General features: G+C 71.6%; 19 protein-coding genes. 9 read left to right on the forward strand and 10 right to left on the reverse strand.

What is annotated here, in order from left to right; genetic code table 11:
• Nucleotides 1-119 precede the first annotated feature (119 nt).
• The 4 genes from N2041_RS07320 to folK all read left to right on the forward strand — a co-directional run bounded on the left by N2041_RS07320 (nt 120) and on the right by folK (nt 3305).
• Nucleotides 120-1391 carry a multicopper oxidase domain-containing protein gene (locus N2041_RS07320; protein WP_297677315.1) on the forward strand — a complete coding sequence of 424 codons (1272 nt, stop codon included), beginning with the start codon at nt 120-122 and terminating at the stop codon, nt 1389-1391.
• Nucleotides 1392-1516: 125 nt separating this feature from the next.
• Entirely contained in the window at nt 1517-1939 is a 423-nt protein-coding gene (locus N2041_RS07325; protein ID WP_297677317.1) for a M67 family metallopeptidase, read from the forward strand.
• Nucleotides 1936-2829 (forward strand): dihydropteroate synthase, encoded by an 894-nt coding sequence (gene folP, locus N2041_RS07330; RefSeq protein ID WP_297677319.1) that lies wholly within the window; start codon nt 1936-1938, stop codon nt 2827-2829. Before N2041_RS07325 ends, folP begins: the two co-directional genes overlap by 4 nt.
• Nucleotides 2826-3305, forward strand: coding sequence for a 2-amino-4-hydroxy-6-hydroxymethyldihydropteridine diphosphokinase (gene folK, locus N2041_RS07335; RefSeq protein WP_297677321.1), 480 nt, complete (start codon nt 2826-2828; stop codon nt 3303-3305). Before folP ends, folK begins: the two co-directional genes overlap by 4 nt.
• 23 nt (nt 3306-3328) lie before the next feature.
• On the opposite strand, the gene N2041_RS07340 is transcribed toward folK, so the two are convergent.
• The gene (locus N2041_RS07340) at nt 3329-4537 is read right to left on the reverse strand and encodes a cytochrome P450 (protein ID WP_297677322.1); all 1209 of its coding nucleotides are present in this window, start codon (nt 4535-4537) and stop codon (nt 3329-3331) included.
• Nucleotides 4538-4810: 273 nt separating this feature from the next.
• On the opposite strand from N2041_RS07340, the gene N2041_RS07345 reads away from it, so the two are divergent.
• A complete protein-coding gene (locus N2041_RS07345; RefSeq protein WP_297677324.1) occupies nt 4811-5641 on the forward strand; it encodes a hypothetical protein in 831 nt (276 codons plus the stop codon).
• 39 nt (nt 5642-5680) lie between these two features.
• Complete coding sequence (locus N2041_RS07350; RefSeq protein WP_297677326.1) at nt 5681-6094, forward strand: MaoC family dehydratase; 414 nt, start codon at nt 5681-5683, stop codon at nt 6092-6094.
• Here the strand turns inward: N2041_RS07350 and N2041_RS07355 are convergent.
• The 9 genes from N2041_RS07355 to N2041_RS07395 all read right to left on the reverse strand — a co-directional run bounded on the left by N2041_RS07355 (nt 6075) and on the right by N2041_RS07395 (nt 15086).
• Nucleotides 6075-6542, reverse strand: a complete 468-nt coding sequence (locus N2041_RS07355; protein ID WP_297677327.1) for a hypothetical protein — start codon at nt 6540-6542, stop codon at nt 6075-6077. The two genes, N2041_RS07350 and N2041_RS07355, sit on opposite strands and share 20 nt — an antisense overlap.
• Before the next feature lie 53 nt (nt 6543-6595).
• Nucleotides 6596-7648 carry a hypothetical protein gene (locus N2041_RS07360; protein ID WP_297677329.1) on the reverse strand — a complete coding sequence of 351 codons (1053 nt, stop codon included), beginning with the start codon at nt 7646-7648 and terminating at the stop codon, nt 6596-6598.
• A gap of 32 nt (nt 7649-7680) precedes the next feature.
• Nucleotides 7681-8442 (reverse strand): endonuclease/exonuclease/phosphatase family protein, encoded by a 762-nt coding sequence (locus N2041_RS07365; protein WP_297677331.1) that lies wholly within the window; start codon nt 8440-8442, stop codon nt 7681-7683.
• Entirely contained in the window at nt 8439-9263 is an 825-nt protein-coding gene (locus tag N2041_RS07370; RefSeq protein ID WP_297677333.1) for a methylenetetrahydrofolate reductase, read from the reverse strand. The genes N2041_RS07365 and N2041_RS07370 overlap by 4 nt, the downstream gene beginning before the upstream one ends.
• A 41-nt stretch (nt 9264-9304) precedes the next feature.
• The gene (locus N2041_RS07375) at nt 9305-10315 is read right to left on the reverse strand and encodes an ABC transporter permease (protein ID WP_297677335.1); all 1011 of its coding nucleotides are present in this window, start codon (nt 10313-10315) and stop codon (nt 9305-9307) included.
• Between the two features lie 8 nt (nt 10316-10323).
• Nucleotides 10324-11265 (reverse strand): ABC transporter permease, encoded by a 942-nt coding sequence (locus N2041_RS07380; RefSeq protein WP_297677337.1) that lies wholly within the window; start codon nt 11263-11265, stop codon nt 10324-10326.
• A gap of 75 nt (nt 11266-11340) precedes the next feature.
• Complete coding sequence (locus N2041_RS07385) at nt 11341-13062, reverse strand: ABC transporter substrate-binding protein (protein ID WP_297677339.1); 1722 nt, start codon at nt 13060-13062, stop codon at nt 11341-11343.
• A gap of 177 nt (nt 13063-13239) precedes the next feature.
• Complete coding sequence (locus N2041_RS07390) at nt 13240-14583, reverse strand: Mur ligase family protein (protein WP_297677341.1); 1344 nt, start codon at nt 14581-14583, stop codon at nt 13240-13242.
• Nucleotides 14584-14606: 23 nt separating this feature from the next.
• Nucleotides 14607-15086 carry a pyridoxamine 5'-phosphate oxidase family protein gene (locus tag N2041_RS07395; protein ID WP_297677343.1) on the reverse strand — a complete coding sequence of 160 codons (480 nt, stop codon included), beginning with the start codon at nt 15084-15086 and terminating at the stop codon, nt 14607-14609.
• Between the two features lie 80 nt (nt 15087-15166).
• Here N2041_RS07395 and N2041_RS07400 point away from each other — a divergent pair, with 80 nt between their 5' ends.
• From N2041_RS07400 to ychF, 3 genes are read left to right on the forward strand one after another with little or no spacing between them, the layout of a single operon-like run.
• Nucleotides 15167-15712, forward strand: coding sequence for a hypothetical protein (locus tag N2041_RS07400; protein WP_297677345.1), 546 nt, complete (start codon nt 15167-15169; stop codon nt 15710-15712).
• Nucleotides 15709-16320 (forward strand): mismatch-specific DNA-glycosylase, encoded by a 612-nt coding sequence (locus N2041_RS07405; protein WP_297677347.1) that lies wholly within the window; start codon nt 15709-15711, stop codon nt 16318-16320. Before N2041_RS07400 ends, N2041_RS07405 begins: the two co-directional genes overlap by 4 nt.
• A 4-nt stretch (nt 16321-16324) precedes the next feature.
• A complete protein-coding gene (ychF, locus tag N2041_RS07410; RefSeq protein ID WP_297677349.1) occupies nt 16325-17422 on the forward strand; it encodes a redox-regulated ATPase YchF in 1098 nt (365 codons plus the stop codon).
• Nucleotides 17423-17435 lie beyond the last annotated feature (13 nt).

A 17435-nucleotide genomic window follows, 5' to 3' on the forward strand; every position in this document is an offset into this window, starting at 1 on the left:
TTGAGAATTCTTTCACGAACGATCCACCGGCCCGCCCTTTTCGGACCTCCCGGCCGTCTCGGTATTTCACGCCTTCGCCGACGATACCCCTGCGAATCGTCGCACGGAGGCACCGCCCCATGACGGATCCCTCGGTCCACATCGACCACCTGGCCCAGACCGCTGCCCGGCTCGACCGCCGCCGCTTCCTCCGCAAGGCCGGCATCGTCGGCGCCGCCATCCCGGTCGCCGCGGGCGCTATCGCCAGCGCCTGCTACGAAGACCCCACCGGCAGCAAGGCCGAGCCCGCCGGCGTCGGCGCCGGCAACGTCAAGCCCGGACCCACCCCCGCCTCCGGCGGAGCCCCCGCCAGCCAGGAGCGCTGGCGGAAAATCGACGCCGACCACAAGCAGGGCATCGTCGACTTCCTCCGCAACCAGAAGGCCCCCATCACGAAGGGCCGCGGCAACATCCCCCTCGAGCCACGCATCGAAAACGGCGTCAAAGTCTGGGACCTCACCATCGACGAGGTCGACTGGGAAGTCGCGCCCGGCCAGGTCGAAAAGGCCCGCGGCTACAACGGCATGATTCCCGGCCCCATCCTCCGCGGCAAGGTGGGCGACCGCGTCCGCGTCAACGTCAAGAACAACCTCACCGAAAGCACCGCCGTTCACTGGCACGGCATCCACCTCCCCTACACCATGGACGGCGTCCCCTTCCTCACCCAGGACCCCATCGAGCCCGGCCAGACGTTCACCTATGAATTCACCCTCAAGAACGCCGGCTCCCACATGTACCACTCCCACCACGACTCCGCCGACCAGGTCAACCGCGGCCTCCTCGGCGCCTTCATCGTCGACCCCGCGGACCCGAAGGACTTCGTCCCGTACGACCGCGAATACACCCTCATCCTCAACGACTCCCTCCTCGGCTACACCATCAATGGCAAGGGCTTCCCGGCCACCGATGCCCTCGTCGCCCGCAAAGGCGAGCGCGTCCTCGTCCGCTGGATGAACGAGGGCATGATGTACCACCCCATGCACCTCCACGGCCTCGCCATGGAAGTCGTCGCCATCGACGGCTACAAGCTCGCCAACCCGTGGAAGTGCGACACCATCGACGTGCCCCCCGGCAACCGCTTCGACACCATCATCGAAGCCTTCGAGCCCGGCCTCTGGGCCTTCCACTGCCACGTCCTCAGCCACGCGGAGAGCGCGGCCGGCTTCTTCGGCCTCGTCACCGTCCTCGTCGTCGAAGACGAGAACTTCAAGGTCGCCGACCTCCTCAAGTCCGTCGCCGTCCCCGTCACCGAACCGTCGCCCGACCTCCGCGTCAGCCTCTCGACCAACCGCCAGGCCGTCCCCGACACCGAGAAGGGCGTCTTCACCCTCTGGTGCGAGCAGAACGCCTGACCCCGGCAGTCTGAGCCGCCCACCCTCCCTGGCTGGAAGGGGCGCCGCCAGCACGGCGCCCCTTCCGCGCTTCTCCGGCGAACCCTCCCTACAATGGAGCCACACCCACCACCGACGGAGACGCCGTGGCCATCGCCATCCGCCTCACCCGGGCGCAGCTCGACCAGATGGTCGCCCACGCCCTCGAAGACGCCCCCATCGAAGCGTGCGGCCTCATCGCCGCCCGCGACGGCGTCGTCACCGAAATCCGCCGCGCCCGCAACGCCGAGCAGAGCCCCTACCGCTTCAGCATCGACCCGCTCGAAACCCGCCGCCACGAAGAGGCCATCGACGCCGCCGGCGCCGAACTCGCCGGCTTCTACCACTCCCACACCGGCTCCCCAGCCGTCCCCAGCCCGACCGACATCCGGATGATGGGCCCCTTCTTCGGCCCGCCGTTCGTCCACTTCGTCATCGGCGTCGCCGACCGCGCCAACCCCGAAGTCCGCGTCTGGTACATCCAGGACGGCCAGCCCGTCGAGCAGGAATTCGAACTCCTCCCCGGATGAGCCAGCACCCCGGCCTGCCCTGGCCCCCGCCCCGCGTCTACCGCGCCCCGGCCGCCGTCATCCGCGGCCGCGAATTCCGCTGGGGCGAACGCACCTTCGTCATGGGCATCATCAACGTCACGCCCGATTCGTTCAGCGGCGACGGCCTCGGCGCCGACCCCGACCCCGGCGCCGCAGCCGCTCTCGCCCGCCGCTTCGAAGCCGAGGGTGCCGACCTCCTCGATATCGGCGCCGAATCCTCCCGCCCCGGCGCGGAAGAACTCGACCCCGCCGAGGAGCTCCGCCGCCTCCTCCCCTCCCTCCGCGCCGTCCGCGAAGCCACCACGCTCCCCATCTCCGTCGACACCTACCACCCGTCCGTCGCCGCTGCCGCCCTCGACGCCGGCGCCGATGCCGTCAACGACATCTGGGGCCTCCGCCGCGACCCGGAGATGGCCCGCGTCGTCGCCCGCGCCGGCTGCCACCTGATCGCCATGCACAACCAGCGCGGGCGCGCCTTCCGCGATGTCGCGGGCGACATCGCCGCCGGCTTCGAAGCCACCCTCGAGACGGCCGCCGCAGCCGGCATCCCCGCCGACCGCATCATCCTCGACCCCGGCTTCGGCTTCGGCTGGACCCCGGAGCAGAACCTCGAGATGCTCCGCCGCCTCCCCGAGCTCTGGCGCTTCGGCCTCCCGCTCCTCGTCGGCACCTCCCGCAAGTCCACCATCGGCTACATCCTCGATGCCCCGGTCGACCAGCGCCTCGAAGGCACCGCCGCCACCGTCGCCCTCGCCGTCGCCGGCGGCGCCGATATCGTCCGCGTCCACGACGTCGCCGCCATGGCCCGCGTCGTCCGCGTCGCCGACGCCGTCGTCCGCGCGAACTGGCGCTACCATCCCCCGGCATGAGCACCATCCTCCTCGCCCTCGGCTCGAACCTCGGCGACCGCCGCGCGAACCTTCGTGCCGCCCTCGCCGCGCTCGAAGAGGCCGGCGTGACCGTCACCCGCGCGTCCTTCGCCTGGGAGACGCCCCCCGTCCCCGCCGACCAGCCGCCCTTCCTCAACGCTGCTGCCGCCGCCGAGACGAGCCTCGAACCGCTGGCCCTCCTCGCAGCCCTCAAGAAGATCGAGCGGGCGCTCGGCCGCCGTCCCGCCCGCCGCTGGGGGCCCCGCCCCATCGACCTCGACATCCTCTTCTACGACGGCCTCCGCCTCGATACGCCGGACCTCACCATTCCCCACCCCCGCATCGCCGAGCGCGCCTTCGTCCTCGCCCCGCTCAGCGAGGTCTGGGACGCCCCCCTTCCCGTGTTCGGCGAACCGGCCCTTGCGCTCCTCGGGCGGGTCGGCCTCCAGGGCGCCCGCCGCATCGGCCCAATCTGAACGGTGATCTCCAGGGTCCGGCCCTATCCCTCCAGCTCGTTCCGCTCCCCCGGGACGATGACCAGCCGCTCGAACCCCCGCACCTGCAGCGTGCCCCCTCGGCGCCCCTCCGCGACCCGGAACGCGCCGAACCGCCGCGCCAGCTCCTCCAGCGCGATCGCCAGCTCCGCCCGCGCGAGCGGCGCCCCGAGGCAGTAGTGCGGCCCGACCCCGAAGCTGAGGTGCCGCGGCCCGCCGCGCCCGGGCAGGAACCGGTCCGGCTCCTCGAACCGGGCCGGGTCGCGGTTCGCCGCCGCCACCATCACCAGCAGGCGCTGCCCCCGCCGGATGCGCCGCCCGCCCAGCTCCGCATCCTCCCGCGCGAACCGCGGCACCGAATGCGCCGGGCTGTCCCACCGCAGCGCCTCTTCGAGCACCTCCCCCGCCGTCACCTCGCCGTCGAGGAGCCGCGCCAGCTCCGGCGGGTGGTGCGCCAGCGCCCACGCCGCCGTCCCGAGGGCCATCGCCGTCGGCCCGTTGCCTGCCAGCCCGATGTGGACCAGCAGCATGACCGCCTCGGCCGCGCTCACCTCGCCCCGGTCGATCGCGCCGGCCAGCTCCGCCGCCACCGTGCCCTCCTCCCCGTCCTCCGCCGCGTCTGCCAGCGCTTCGAGGATGAAGCTCCCGGCCGCCGCAGCCGCCGGGGCCGCCGCCGGGTCATCCAGCCCGTCGACCCGCGCGCGCATCACCGCCAGCGCCGCGCCGTGGAACCCCTCCCACCGCGCCGGGTCGATGCCGAAATGCCGCAGCGCCGTCATCGCCGCGAGCGGCCGCGCGAGTCCGCCCATCAGCTCGAATGGGGCCCTCGCGCTGCCCCGCCCCGCCAGCTCCCCGATCAGCCCGCGGATGTCCGTTTCCCGCCCCGCGATCGCCCGCGCGCCGAACGCCCGGCTCACCGCGCCCCGCAGCCGCGCGTGTTCCGCGCCGTCCGCGTGCCCCAGCACCGGCGCCTCGCCGAACGGCATCGCCCGCCGGTGCGCCGCCACCCGTTCGCCCGCCGGCCCCGCCTCCAGCGCCGGGTCCGCCCCGAACCGCTCCGCGTCCAGCAGCGCCTGCTCGCACGCGTCGTACCCCGTCACCACCCACGCGCCGAGGTTCGCGCTCCAGTGCACCGGCTCCGCCGCGCGCAGCCGCGCCAGCTCCGGGTAGGGGTCATCGCCGTAGCCCGGCCGCTCCGGCCGAAAGAACACCACCGCGCAAGTGTAGTCCCGCGCAACAGTTGATCAACACTGAACGATTGGCCAGTCAGCGACCGTCCCCGGAACACCGCGCGGGCAGCCCCGGGGTTCGCTCCCCCGGGACCGCCCGCGCAGCCGTGGACGGGTGCACCGGCCGCGCCGAGGCCCGCGCGGCCTGCCCCGCCACCACCCCTGGAGCGGCGTTCCCTCCAAATCCAAATACGCCGCCCGCGGAATAAGGGATTTCCGGATCCCGGCCCCCGGGCCTTCCGCCATACCGTGGCATCGGTGGAACCGCGCAATCGACCTGCCCCCGCGTTCGACCCCAACGCCTACCTGGGCCGCTTCCTGCGCCCCGGCTACCTCCTCCCGGCGGCCGTCGTCGTCGGCGCGCTCCTCCTCGCCGTCGTCGTCCAGCCCGGCCCCCACCACACGAGCGCCGGGAGCGACGTCCGCGTCGAAGCCGTCCGCCAGTCGCCCACCGCCGCGCCGGCGACCCCGCCGCCGAGCCCCACCCCCGAACCGCCGTCGACAGCGGCCGCCGACGTCGCGCCGGAAACCGCCGTCGCCGGCGCCCGCTCCACGCCGCCCGCGTCGCCGACCGTCGACCCGGACCTCCTCGACCAGCCCACCCAGTGCGGCACCCTCCGCGAAACCGCCGTCGCCCTCTCCGTCGAACAGGCCATCAGCGGCATCTCCATCCGGGCGACCCGCGCTGCCGTCTACCCCATCGACTACTTCACCTGCATCCTCGTCGCCGCCGGCGGCAGCGAATCCCTCCAGCTCGCCTCCGCCCTCCGCAAGCAGGAAACCGCCGGCATGACCCATGTCGTCCTCGTCGACCTCTGGGTCGCCAACGGCTCGAAGCTCTTCGGCCAGGTCAACCTGCGCACCGCCGTCGTCGCCGCCGCCGGCCAGACCTTCAGCGCCGTCGCCACCCTCGGCAGCCGCTCCGAACTGGTCCTCGGCTCGGGCCAGGGCCGCAACGTCACGCTCGTCGCCGCCGTCCGCAACACCGTCGGCGAATCGACCGGCCCCGTCACCCTCGTCATCGATGCGCCGCTCGCGGGCGGCACCCCGGTCGCCGGCAAATACCAGCTCTTCCTCCCCATCCCCTGACCCCTTCCCCGCAACGCGGGCCGGCCCCATCCTTCCCCCATGGCCACCTACGACGACATCCAGCTCGGCGATTCCGCCGCCTTCACCAAGACCATCTCCGAATCCGACGTCTACCTCTTCGCCGGCATCACCGGCGACCTCAACCCGGCCCACGTCGATGCCGTCGCCGCCGCCCAGGGCATGTTCAAGCAGCGCATCGCCCACGGCATGCTCACCGGCTCCTTCATCTCCACCGTCCTCGCGATGCAGCTGCCCGGCCCGGGCACCATCTACGTCAGCCAGTCGCTGAACTTCCGCGCGCCCGTCTTCTTCGGCGATACCCTCACGGCTCGTGTCGAAGCCATCGAAAAGCTCGAACCGCGCAAGTGGGTGAAGTTCCGGACCACCGTGACGAACCAGGACGGCAAGACCGTCGTCGAGGGCGAGGCCGTCGTCATCCCGCCTTCGGCCTGAACTCCTCCGCCGCCGTCTCCCCGGCGCGCTCCCGTTCGATTGCCGCCCGCCGGCGCGCCCGGTTTCCCTCGCGCGCTGTCTCGCGGAACCGCTCGGCGAACCAGCGCCCGGCCGCCGCCTCGTCCATCACCACCGCAGCCCGGTTCCGCAGGCCCGAATACCGCAGAATCCGGCGCGCCGCGGGCTCCTGCGCTGTCCCCGCCACCACCGCCAGCCGCATCGGTTCCGCCATCCGGCTCGCCAGCAGCGCTCCCAGCACCAGCCACTGCCCGGGCCCCCGTTCCACCCCGCGCACGTCGACGAGGAGATCCGTGATCGCGCCCGCTTCGGCCAGCGCGAACCCCTGCGAAATCAGCCGCAGCGCTTCCTCCGTCGAAAGCCGGCCGCTGACCTCCGCGCACAGGCGCCCTTCGGGCGTCACCCGGACCGTGTACATGCCCCGCAGCATGCCACAAACCTCGCAGCGCCGCGCTCAGGGCACTCCCTGATGCCGCCCGCTGCTCACCCCGCAGCCTCGAACCGCCGCCACGGCGGCTCCTCTGCTCCGCGAACCTCCACCTGCACCCCGGGGACCGCCTGCCGCAGCCGCTCCGCCACCCGCCCGACCGCCCCCGGCGGCACGAGCGGCACCACGCCGACGCCGCCATCGACGGCCCCCACCGCGTCGTACCCGCGCGAGAACCGCCGCACCAGCCACGCCGTGCCCCACGCCTCCCCGGCTCCCGGCACCTCGACCCAAAGCCACGGCCGGCCGACGCGCCCCGGTTCGAGCAGCGGCAGGCACGTGGCCGGGTCCCAGCCCCCGGGTCCTTCGCCGCGCGCCAGCCGCGCCAGCGCCGCCGTCAGCTGCTGCGGCGTCGCCGGCACCGTCGCCCAGCCCAGCGCCCCCGCCTCCAGCGCCCGCGCCGTCTCGACCTGCGCGCCGGGCCCCGCCAGCACGATCACTCGTCCTGCCGCCGGTCCGAGCTCCCGGCACAGATCCGCAGCGCCGGCGCCCGCCTCGGCGAGCACCGCGTCCGCCTCCTCGGGCGAGGCCGCTTCGAGTAGCCCCATCGCTGCCGCCGCGGCAGCGATCACCTCGGCGACGCCCCGGTCCCGCACGCGGCGCCACGTGCGCATCCCACGCAGCCGCGGGTGCGGCCAGGCCCCGTAGCCGCCGTCGAGGTGCCGCCCCCGCGACCCCTGCAGCGTCCGCCCCGAAGTCGCAAGCCCCAGCAGCCACCGCGCGCACGGCACGCACAGGAACAGCTCGCCGGCCGCCTGCTCTTCGCGCTCCCACGCCACCCGCTCGGCCCGCTCCGCCGGCGATTCGCAGCACACCGCGCACTGGTCGTCGAACACCAGGTGCCGGCCGTTCGCTCCCGGCTGCCCGAAGAGCCGCCCCTCGCCGCTCCGCGCGTCAGCCGCCAGCTGCGCCAGCCACCGCGCACACCAGCCGCACACCCGGACGCGCTCTGTAGGGCCGACCGGCCGCCAGCCCCGGTACCGCCGCTGCGGCCGCGCCGAAATGGCCCAGCCGGCCGGCCGCACCTCGCAGCAGGCGCACGGTTCCATGCCACCATCATCGGCGCGCCCATCGCGCGCCCTCACCCCACCCGCACGTCGGCCGCCACCGCGACATGGTCGCTCGGGTACAGCCCCGGGTCGTGCGCCGCCGCCGCGGTCCCTGCCAGCCACGCCCGCTCGACCGCAAGGCTCCCACGGACCCACACGTAGTCCAGGCAGCCCGGCTCGCCCTCCGTATCCATCCCCGGGGCGATGATGCCGGATGGCCAGGTCGCTGCCGGCTCCGCGCCATTCGCCTCCCGATAGGCCGACCGGTAACCAGCGCCTTCCATCACGGCATACGCCGGCTCACCCGGCCGCGCGTTGAAATCCCCCGCGACCGCCTCGGCGTCGGCTCGCGGCGCCGCATCCATCCACGCGGCAAGCAGCTCCGGCTGCGCCCGCCGCACCCCGTCCTCCCCCGGCCGGTGGTGCAGGTGCGTGGTCGCGAACCACACCGTCAGGCCCCCCGGCAGCGCGATGAGCACGCGCTGCACCGTCCGCCCGCGCCCGAGGTCCAGCACCTCGTGCGCGAGCACCTCGCCCCGGGCGACGATGATCGCCGTCCCGAACCCGGGGAACCGCGGACTCTCCGCCGCGAGCGTCCGCGGATGGCCGCCAAGCGCCCCGGCCAGCAGGTCGTCCTGCCGCTCGCCCGCCAGCGAAACCTCCTGCAGCCCGCACAGGTCGGGCGCCAGCTCCCGAAACGCCGCAGCGAGCAGCGGCTTCCGCTCCGCCCACCGGTCGGCCACGTTCCGGATGTTCCAGGTTGCGACGCGCAGCCGGAGCACGTCCACGCTCACCGCACGCCCGCCGCCTCCAGCGCCCGCGCGATCCGTTCCCCGACTGCCTCCGGCGGGTCCATCTCGAACGTCATGATCGCCACGCCCTGGAACGCCGGCGATTCCCGCAGCCGTACGAGCGTCCCCTCGAAATACCCCCACGCTGCGTGTTCATCGCCCGCCGCGAGCACGTCCCGCAGCCGGCCCGGCAGTTCGAGCCCCAGCCGTCGCGAAATCCGCTCCCCCGCCTCCCCGCTGAGCAGCGGCATCACCATCGCGATCGCCGTCACCCCGGGCGCCTCCGCCCGCACGGCCGCCAATTCACGCTCCAGCGCCCCCACGTCGAACGTCGGCTGCGTCTGCACGTAGCTCGCACCCGCCCGGAGCTTCGGCAGCAGGTTCCGGCGCGCCGTCGCCGGGTCGCGCGCGTACTGGTTCAGCGTCGCGCCGATCGTCATCCCCGGGTGCGCTGCCCGCACCTCCGCGATCGCCTCACGCACCGTCAGCGAAGGCCCCTCGCCCGCCGGCGCATGGTCCCCCGCCACGCAGAGCACCTGCGCGATGCCTCCATCCCGCGCCCGCGCCGCCGCCGCCGCGACCGACGCCCGCGTCTCGCCGCGCGCCGCGAGGTGCCACACCGGGTCGATCCCCGCCGCCAGCAGCTCGAGCGACGCCTCGAGGCTCGATTGCCGGTCCGGCCGCTGGATGACGTTCACCGCGTCGGCCGCATCCCCCAGCAAACGGGCCCGCCGCAGCAGCACCTTCGGCAGGTGCCGCTGCGGCGGCGTGATTTCGAGCGCGACGGCGAACTCGCCCGCCGCCAGCCGGTCGAGGAAGCGCATACCGAGAGATTCCGACGCCCCTCGCGAAGCGTCCAGCCCGCTCAGCCGAAGCTCCCCCGCGCCCCGCGCAGCCGCGGGTCCAGCAGGTCGCGCAGCGCGTCGCCCAGCATGTTGAAGCTGAACACCGCCAGCGCGATGAACAGCCCCGGCCACACCAGCTGGTCCGGCCGGATGCTCGCGATCTGCTGCGAAATCTGCAGCATCTGCCCCCACGTCGGCTGGTCCGGGTTCACCACCCCGAAGCCGAGGAAGCTCAACGCCGCCTCCGCGAGGATGATGCCGCCGATGCCGATCGTCGCCTGCACCATCAGCGGCCCGAAGATGTTCGGGATGACGTGCCGCACCATGATCCGCGCGTCCGTCGCCCCCAGCACCCGCGCCGCATCGAGGAACTGCGCGGACCGCACCGAGATGACCGCCGACCGGATCACCCGCGAGCCCGAAAAGCCGCCCAGCAGCCCGAGCAGCACGATCAGCTTCCCGAAGCTCGCCCCGCCCAGCATCGTCGTCGCCGCCAGCAGCACCACCAGCACCGGCAGCGCCATCACCGCGTCGACGAACCGCTGGACCACCGCGTCGTACTTGCCCCCGAAATACCCCGAGGTCACACCGATCAGGAGCGCCAGCGCCGACGAGATGATCACGGCGCCGACGCCCACGTAGAACGCGTTCCGCGCTCCGTACACGATTCGGCTGTAGTTGTCGCGGCCCAGCTGGTCCGTCCCGAACGGGTTCGAAAGCTTCCCCGGCACCGTCCGGTCCCCGAACGTCGCCGACTTCTCCACCACCGTCGGGCAGAGGAACGTATCCTGCGGCCCGAGGCAGTACTTCTGCAGCCGCACCCCCGCGCGCGTATCCGCCGGCTCGTGCGTCGCGAACACCCCCGGCGCAATCGCGAGGATGCCCAGCGCGATGATGATCAGCAGCGAAATGAAGCCGAGCGGCTTCGTCCGCATCAGCGTCCGGAAAAATCCGACCGTCCGGCCGAAGGCGTTCGGCGCCGGCCGGCTCAGCGGCTCGGCAATCGTCACCTGCGCAGCAGCGTCAGCCATGCGTCACCTCACCCCCTCGCCCGCGGATCGAGCAGCGAATACGAAATGTCCACCACCAGGTTGATGACCACCACCGCGATGGCGAACAGCAGCGTGATCCCCTGCACCAGCGGGTAGTCCCGCTCGTACACGCCCCGGATGAGCAGCCGGCCCACCCCGTTCAGCGTGAACAGCGTCTCGAAAATCACCGTCCCGCCGACCAGCGTCGCCATCGTCAGGCCGATGACCGTTACCACCGGCAGCAGCACGTTCTTCAGCGCGTGCCGCATGATGATCACCCGCTCCCGCAGGCCCTTCGCCCACGCCGTCCGGATGTAGTCCTGCCGGAGGACGTCCAGCATCATCGTCCGCGCATACCGCATCACCGACGCCGCCGTCGAAAGCGACAGGATCAGCCCCGCGAGCGCGAACTGCTGGAAGTTCTTCAGCGGGTCCTCCCACGGCGCCGCATACTGCGTCGGCGGAATCCACTTGAACTGGATCGCGAGGAACGCCAGCACGAACGTGGCGATCACGAACCCCGGCACCGAAAGCCCGAGGATCGAAAAGCCCCGCAGCAGGTAGTCGAGCCACGTATCCTGCCGCATCGCCGAGATGACCCCGATCGGGATGCCGATGATGACCGCGAACACCACCGCCACCAGTGCCAGCTCCAGCGTCACGCCGATCTTCGGCCCGATCTCCTCGAGTACCGGCCGGTAGCTGTACATCGAAGTGCCCCAGTCGCCCCGGAGCAGGTTCCCCAGCCACTTCACGTACTCCGTGGCGATGGGACTGTTCAGCCCGAGCTCCTCCTTGAGCTGCTCCGCCGCCTCCGGCGTGTACCCCTCGCCCAGCCGTGCCGCCACCGCCGCGTCCGGATCCAGCCGCAGAATCCCGAAAATCAGGAACGACACGATGAGCAGCGTCGGGATCGAAAGCAGGAGCCGCCGAACGATGATCTGTTGCATCGTCGAAACCCCCAAGAAGGCCCCGGGGAGGTGCTCCCCGGGGCCCCGAATCCTACCAGAACCGGACCCGGCGGATTAGGCCTTGATCCACACGTCCTCGGCGTCGTCGTAGCCCGCGAGGAACGGCGTCGCTACCACGTTCCGCACCCGCTGGCTGATGACCGAGAAGCCGATGCGCGAGCCGATCCACACTGGACCCGGGTTCTGCGCCAGCCGCCGCTGGATGTCGAACACGATCGCCTTCCGCTTCTCGTAGTCGAACTCCGCCGACTGCTGGTCGAGCAGCTTGTCGATCTCCGGGTCCGCGAACTTCCCGTAGTTCCGCGAACCCTTCGCCGGGTCGCTGTGGTGGTAGATGAGCAGCTGCGCATCCGGGTACGGCCCGGAGAGGAACAGCGTGCCGGCGAGGTTGTAGTCGCCCGCAATCTGCCGCCGCAGCATCGTCGCGAAGTCCGTGCCGACGTTGTCGATCGTCAGCCGGATGCCGACCTCGCGCAGGTTGGAAACGAGCACGTCCGTGACCTTGTTCACGTCGAACGCCGTCGCGGTCATGATCGTCTCTTCTAACCCGTCCGGGTAGCCGGCCGCCGCCAGCAGCGCCTTCGCTTCCTTGATCTCGTCCTCCCGCTTGCCGAAGCCCGGCAGCTTTGCCAGCTCGGCATCCGGGAGCAGCCACGCAGCAGCGGCCGGCGTCATCGCACCGCCCGCGATACCGCCACCAGCATAGACGTTGTCGTACACCTGCTTCCGGTCGACCGCGCGCCAGAGCGCCTGCCGCACGCGCACGTCCTTGTAGCGGTCCTTCGTGTGGTTGATGAGCAGGCACTCGCGGGTCGGGTTTGGCGCCCGGGTGATGTAGAAGTTCCGGTCGTTCTCGAACTGCCGCGCCAGGTCTGCAGGCAGGCCGACGGCATCGACCTGGTTCGCCCGGATGGCGTTCACCAGCGCCTGGTTGTCCGTCTGGTTCACCACCTCCGCGCCATCGAGCCACGCCGTGTTCGGCTTCCAGTAGCCGTCCGGCCGCTTCTTCACCGCGATCCGCTGCCCGGCTTCGAACGCCGCAATCTCGTACGGCCCCGAACCGACGACGTCCTCCGGCTTGGTGATAGCGTCATCGCCCCGCGCCGCGATCTCCTTCGGGATGACCAGGTCGTACTGGTCCGACATCGCGTTCAGCAGGTCCGCCTTCGGCGCCTTCAGCTTGAAGCGAACCGTCGTGGCGTCGATCGCCTCGATCGAATCGACGATCGCGTAGTTCCCGGACCGCGGCGACTTCGCCCCGAGCGCCTTGATCCGGTCGAAGCTCGCCTTCACGTCCTCGGCCGTCACCTGGCGCCCGTTCGCCGGCGGCTTGTTCTGCCACTTCGCCTCCGGCCGCAGCTTGAAGATCAGCGTCGTGCCGCCGTCCGTGACCTCCGGCTGGGCGGCCGCGAGGTCCGGCTCCGGCAGGAAGGGCGCCGTCTTCTGGAAGCGCATCAGGAAGTTGCCGCACCAGTGCCACAGGAACGACGACTCCCACGGCGTGTTCGTCCGGTGGATGTCGATGACCGAGCCGATCGGCCCGCCCATCAGCCGGTACGTCCCACCCGCGACCGGCTTCTCGCTCGTGTCCTGCGTCGGCGCGACCGGCGTCAGCTGCGTCCCGCCGTTGCCGCCGCTGTCGTCGTCATCGTCGCCGCCGCCGCAGCCCGCCAGCGTCATCGCTGCGATGCCGAGCGTCGCCGCCGACCCGCCGGCGAGGACGCCGCGCCGGCTCAGCTTGCGCCGGCGCCAGTAGTTGTCCCAGTAGGAGCTCATGGGATGCCTGTACCCCTCCAGAAATTTCGGGGCCCGCGTTGAACAGCCAATCAACAGGGGCGTGCCTATCCTGCCGATAGACGCCGCTTTGATCAATGGGTACGGGCCCGTCACCTTTCCATACGCCGCCGCCCGCTGGCTGGATGGCCCGCCAGCCCTCCGCAGCGCGCAGGCAGCTCACCCCCGCACCACGCTCTCCCCAAGCACCGCCTCACGCGCCTCCGCCACCACGTACAGCGACCCCGTGATGCACACGAGGTCGTCCGCGCTCGCGTGCGCCAACGCTGTCTCGATCCCCGCCGCCACCGTTTCCTCCGCGACCGCCGCCGGCCCGAGGAACCCGATCTGCTGGATCATCTCGTACGGGTCCATCGACCGCGGGTTCCGGAAGCCGACGCACACGATCAGCTCCGCCAGCCGCGCCAGCTCGAACCCCATCGCCCGCAGGTCCTTGTCCCTCGTCACCCCGATGACGAGGAAGCACCGCTTCCACGTGAAGTACTCCCGCAGCGCCGCCGCCAGCGCCGCCGCGCTCTCGCCGTTGTGCGCACCGTCCGCCACGACCAGCGGCTTCTGCCCCATCACCTCCAGCCGGCCCGGCACCCGCACGCGCGCCAGCCCCTCCGCAATCGCATGGTCCGAAAGCGCGAACCCCCGCGCCCGGATCGCATCCGCCGCCGCCACCGCGGTCATGGCATTCTCCGCCTGGTGCCGCCCCAGCATCGGCGTCCGCAGCGCGATGACCACGCCCGATGGCCGCCGCACCTCCAGCCGCTGGCCCCACGGGTGCTTCTCCGTCACCTCCACCGCATACGAGGCGCCCACGTCGATCAGCGAGGCCCCGACCTCCTCGCACCGCGCCCGGATGACCTCCAGCACCGCCGGGTCCCGCTGCTTCGCCACCACCGCCGTCGTCCCCCCCTTGATGATCCCCGACTTGTCCCGCGCGATCTCCACCGTCGTCTTCCCGAGGATCTGCGTGTGCTCGAGCGAAATCGGGGTGATGACCGCCACGTCCGTCGCCTCGAACACGTTCGTCGCGTCGAACGTTCCGCCGAGCCCCACCTCCACCACCTGCCACTCCACCCGCGGCACCTGCGCCCGCACCAGCCAGAAAAAGAGCGCCGTCAGCACCCCGAACGTCGAGACGTTCCCGTGCACGCTCTCCCGCTCCGCCTCCACTGCCGGCAGGATCGCCGCCATCCCGGCAGCGAACTCCTCCGGGCTCACCGGTTCGCCGCCGATCGCAATCCGCTCCGTGAACGAATGCAGGTGCGGGCTCGTGTAGAGCGCCGTCGCAAACCCCGCCTCCCGCAGGATGCCCGCGATCATCGCTGAGGTCGTTCCCTTGCCCTTCGACCCCGTGATGTGCACCGTTGGCCGCCCGAGGTGCGGGTCGTTCAGCCGCGAGAGCAGCGAGCGCACCGAAGCGAGGCTCATCGTCGGGTTCGGCGAAGCCTGGTAGCCCCGCTCCATGTCGCTCAGCGAGAGCAGGTAGTCGATCGCGTCCTGGTAGTCCACGCCCCGATTCTAGCCCGCCCGGCTCAGCCCGCGTCCTCGGCCCCGAAATCCACGATGTGCCGCACCGCCTCGAATCCCCGCATCAGGATCAGCCGCCGCGGCCGAATCCGGAACAGGATCCCCCGGTCCGTGAACACCGCCGCCATCTTGTTCTTCGTCTCCAGCTCCTGCAGCAGCGGCGTGTACTCGGCCGAATCCTTCGCCACCTCTTCCGCCCGCCCCTCGATCACCGCCCGGTTGAACGCCGTCCAGTCCGACCGGATCACCTCACGGTTGTCGATGAGGAACGAGACCTCTGGCGTCGCCCGGATGTTCCGGGTGTGCTGCGGCCGCGTCCCGCTCCCGAACAGCACCTCCCCGTTCGGCCGCAGGTGGAAGAGCACGAACGTCACGTACGGCGTCCCGTCCTCCGCGTGCGTCGTCGCCAGCGTCCCGCCCGGCTGGTCCAGCCCCAGCGCATACGCCTGCGCGAGGATCTCTTCCCGGCTCAGCGGCTCCGTCACGGCCCGGCATTCTACCGGCGCTCCAACCCGCGCGCACCGCCGTTGAACGCACCCCGCCGCCCGCCGTACGGTTGTCGCAGGTGTCAGCATCGGAACCCGGCCGCCGCGTCATCCTCGAGCAGCCTTCGCCCGACAAGCAGGGGCGCGCCGGCTGCATCGCCGCAGGCGCCGTCATCGGCATCCTCGTCGGCATCATGGTCGGCCTCTACGCGCTCCCGCCCATCCTCCGGAGCATCTACGGCGAAAAGAAGGTCGCCGCAGGCGAAACCTTCGAAGGCGATGGCCGCATCATCGCCGTCGAAGCCGTCGGCATCGCCTCTGAACCTCTCGGCGACGCCTCTCCCGGCATGCAGCGCAGCGACGTCGCCATCCGCCTCCGCATCACGAACAACAAGACATGGGACGCCACCCTTGCCGACTGGACCCTCGAAGTCGCCGGCATCGAAAACTGGCTCCCCGCCGCCAGCGCCGCCACCGACGGCGAACCCGGCTTCGCCCCGCCCCTCGGGAAGACGTCGACCGTCGAACTCCGCTTCGTCGTCGAGCGCCCGGAATCCGACACCCGCCCGCTCCGCCTCGAAGCCCTCCACCTCGCCAACCCGCGCGTCCGCTTCGCCCTCGAATGACCATCGTCCCCTGCGACTACCCCGGCTCGCTCGACCATCTCCTCCAGCCCGGCCTACGCATCGTCTTCATCGGCTACAACCCCGCCATCTTCTCCGCCGAGGCCGGCCACTACTACGCCCGCCCCGGCAACCGCTTCTGGGTCCACCTCAGCCAGTCAGGCATCGCCGGCCGCCCGGTGACTCCCGAAGACGACCGCCGCCTCCCGGCCGAAGCCGGCATCGGCTTCACCGACCTCTGCTGCCGGCCCACCGTCCGCGCCGAGCACCTCACCGCCGAAGAAATCCGGGCCGGCGCCCTCCGCCTCCACCGCGAGCTGCGCGAATTCCAGCCCGCCATCGCCTGCTTCAGCGGCCGCGGCATCTACCAGCACTTCGCCCGCCACGCCCTCGGCCTCTCCCCGCGCGAGCTCGCAGGCCGGCCGTACGGCGAACAGCCGGAGCGCATCGGCGCCACCATCCCGTGGGTCATCCCCAGCTCCAGCGGCCTCGCCTCCCGCTGGCACCGCGAACGCCTCGAATGGCTCCACCGCCTCCGCGAGGCCCTCGAAGCCCTCGGCCTCCCCGCGCCGCCCGCCCCTTCCCCCTTGGCCGATCCCGCCCCACGCTAATCCCATGCAGCTCGGCATCATCGGACTCGCCCGCTCGGGCAAGACCACCATCTTCAACGCCGTCACCCGCGGCTCCGCACAGGTCGGCGCCTACTCCTCCTCCAGCCAGCCCAACATCGGCGTCGTCAACGTCCCCGATGACCGCGTCGATGCGCTCGCCCGCCTCTTCAAGCCGAAAAAGGTCACCTACGCCACCATCCAGTACGTCGATTTCCCCGCTGCAGGCGAATCCTTCGGCAAGGGCGAAGGCCCCGCCGGCAAATTCATCAACGACCTCGCCCGTATGGACGCCCTCATCCACGTCGTCCGCGCCTTCCGCGACGACGCCGTCCCCCACCCCGAGGGCTCCGTCGACCCCGACCGCGACATCCAGGTCATGGACCTCGAGCTCGCCTTCGCCGACCTCGCCATCATCGAGCGCCGCCTCCAGCGCTTAGAAACCGAAATCCGCTCCATGAAGGCCGGCGAGCGCGAGCGGCCCCTTCGCCTCAAAGCCCTCCTCGAGCGGCTCAAGGCCGGCCTCGAAGCCGATACCCCCATCCGCGCCCAGGAGCTCTCCGACGAGGACCGCCAGCTCCTCGAAGGCACCCAGTTCCTCACCGCCAAGCCGATCCTCCTCCTCATCAACATCGGCGAAGAAGACCTCCCCCGCCGCGAAGAGCTCGAAGCCGCCTACCGCGCGAAGTACGCCGGCCCCGGCCGCGACGTCGCCGTCATGGCCGGCAAGTTCGAAATGGACCTCAACGAACTCTCCGAAGAAGAGGCCGCCGAGTTCCGCGCCGCTGCCGGCGTCAGCGAAAGTGGCATGGCCAGCGCCATCCGGGCGAGCTACCGCCTCCTCGGCCTTATCTCCTTCCTCACCGCCGGCCCCGACGAGTGCCGCGCATGGACGATCCCCGCCGGCGCCACCGCCCCCGAAGCCGCCGGCAAAATCCACTCCGACCTCCAGCGCGGCTTCATCCGCGCCGAGGTCATCCGCTGCGACGACCTCCTCGCCGCCGGCAGCGAAGCGGAGGCGAAGAAGCGCGGCCTCCTCCGCACCGAGGGGAAGCAGTACGTCGTGCAGGACGGCGACGTCCTGCACATCCTCTTCAACGTCTGACCGCTGGCCGCCG

This window comes from Tepidiforma sp., from assembly GCF_026419595.1.
Taxonomy (GTDB): domain Bacteria; phylum Chloroflexota; class Dehalococcoidia; order Tepidiformales; family Tepidiformaceae; genus Tepidiforma.

Coding starts and splice junctions, on each gene's coding strand:
- N2041_RS07320 (WP_297677315.1), top strand. CDS start 120: ATGACGGATCCCTCGGTCCACATCGACCACCTGGCCCAGACCGCTGCC.
- folP (WP_297677319.1), top strand. CDS start 1,936: ATGAGCCAGCACCCCGGCCTGCCCTGGCCCCCGCCCCGCGTCTACCGC.
- N2041_RS07360 (WP_297677329.1), bottom strand. CDS start 7,648: ATGGAACCGTGCGCCTGCTGCGAGGTGCGGCCGGCCGGCTGGGCCATT.
- N2041_RS07405 (WP_297677347.1), top strand. CDS start 15,709: ATGACCATCGTCCCCTGCGACTACCCCGGCTCGCTCGACCATCTCCTC.
- folK (WP_297677321.1), top strand. CDS start 2,826: ATGAGCACCATCCTCCTCGCCCTCGGCTCGAACCTCGGCGACCGCCGC.
- N2041_RS07380 (WP_297677337.1), bottom strand. CDS start 11,265: ATGCAACAGATCATCGTTCGGCGGCTCCTGCTTTCGATCCCGACGCTG.
- N2041_RS07350 (WP_297677326.1), top strand. CDS start 5,681: ATGGCCACCTACGACGACATCCAGCTCGGCGATTCCGCCGCCTTCACC.
- N2041_RS07370 (WP_297677333.1), bottom strand. CDS start 9,263: ATGCGCTTCCTCGACCGGCTGGCGGCGGGCGAGTTCGCCGTCGCGCTC.
- N2041_RS07355 (WP_297677327.1), bottom strand. CDS start 6,542: ATGCTGCGGGGCATGTACACGGTCCGGGTGACGCCCGAAGGGCGCCTG.
- N2041_RS07375 (WP_297677335.1), bottom strand. CDS start 10,315: ATGGCTGACGCTGCTGCGCAGGTGACGATTGCCGAGCCGCTGAGCCGG.
- N2041_RS07385 (WP_297677339.1), bottom strand. CDS start 13,062: ATGAGCTCCTACTGGGACAACTACTGGCGCCGGCGCAAGCTGAGCCGG.
- ychF (WP_297677349.1), top strand. CDS start 16,325: ATGCAGCTCGGCATCATCGGACTCGCCCGCTCGGGCAAGACCACCATC.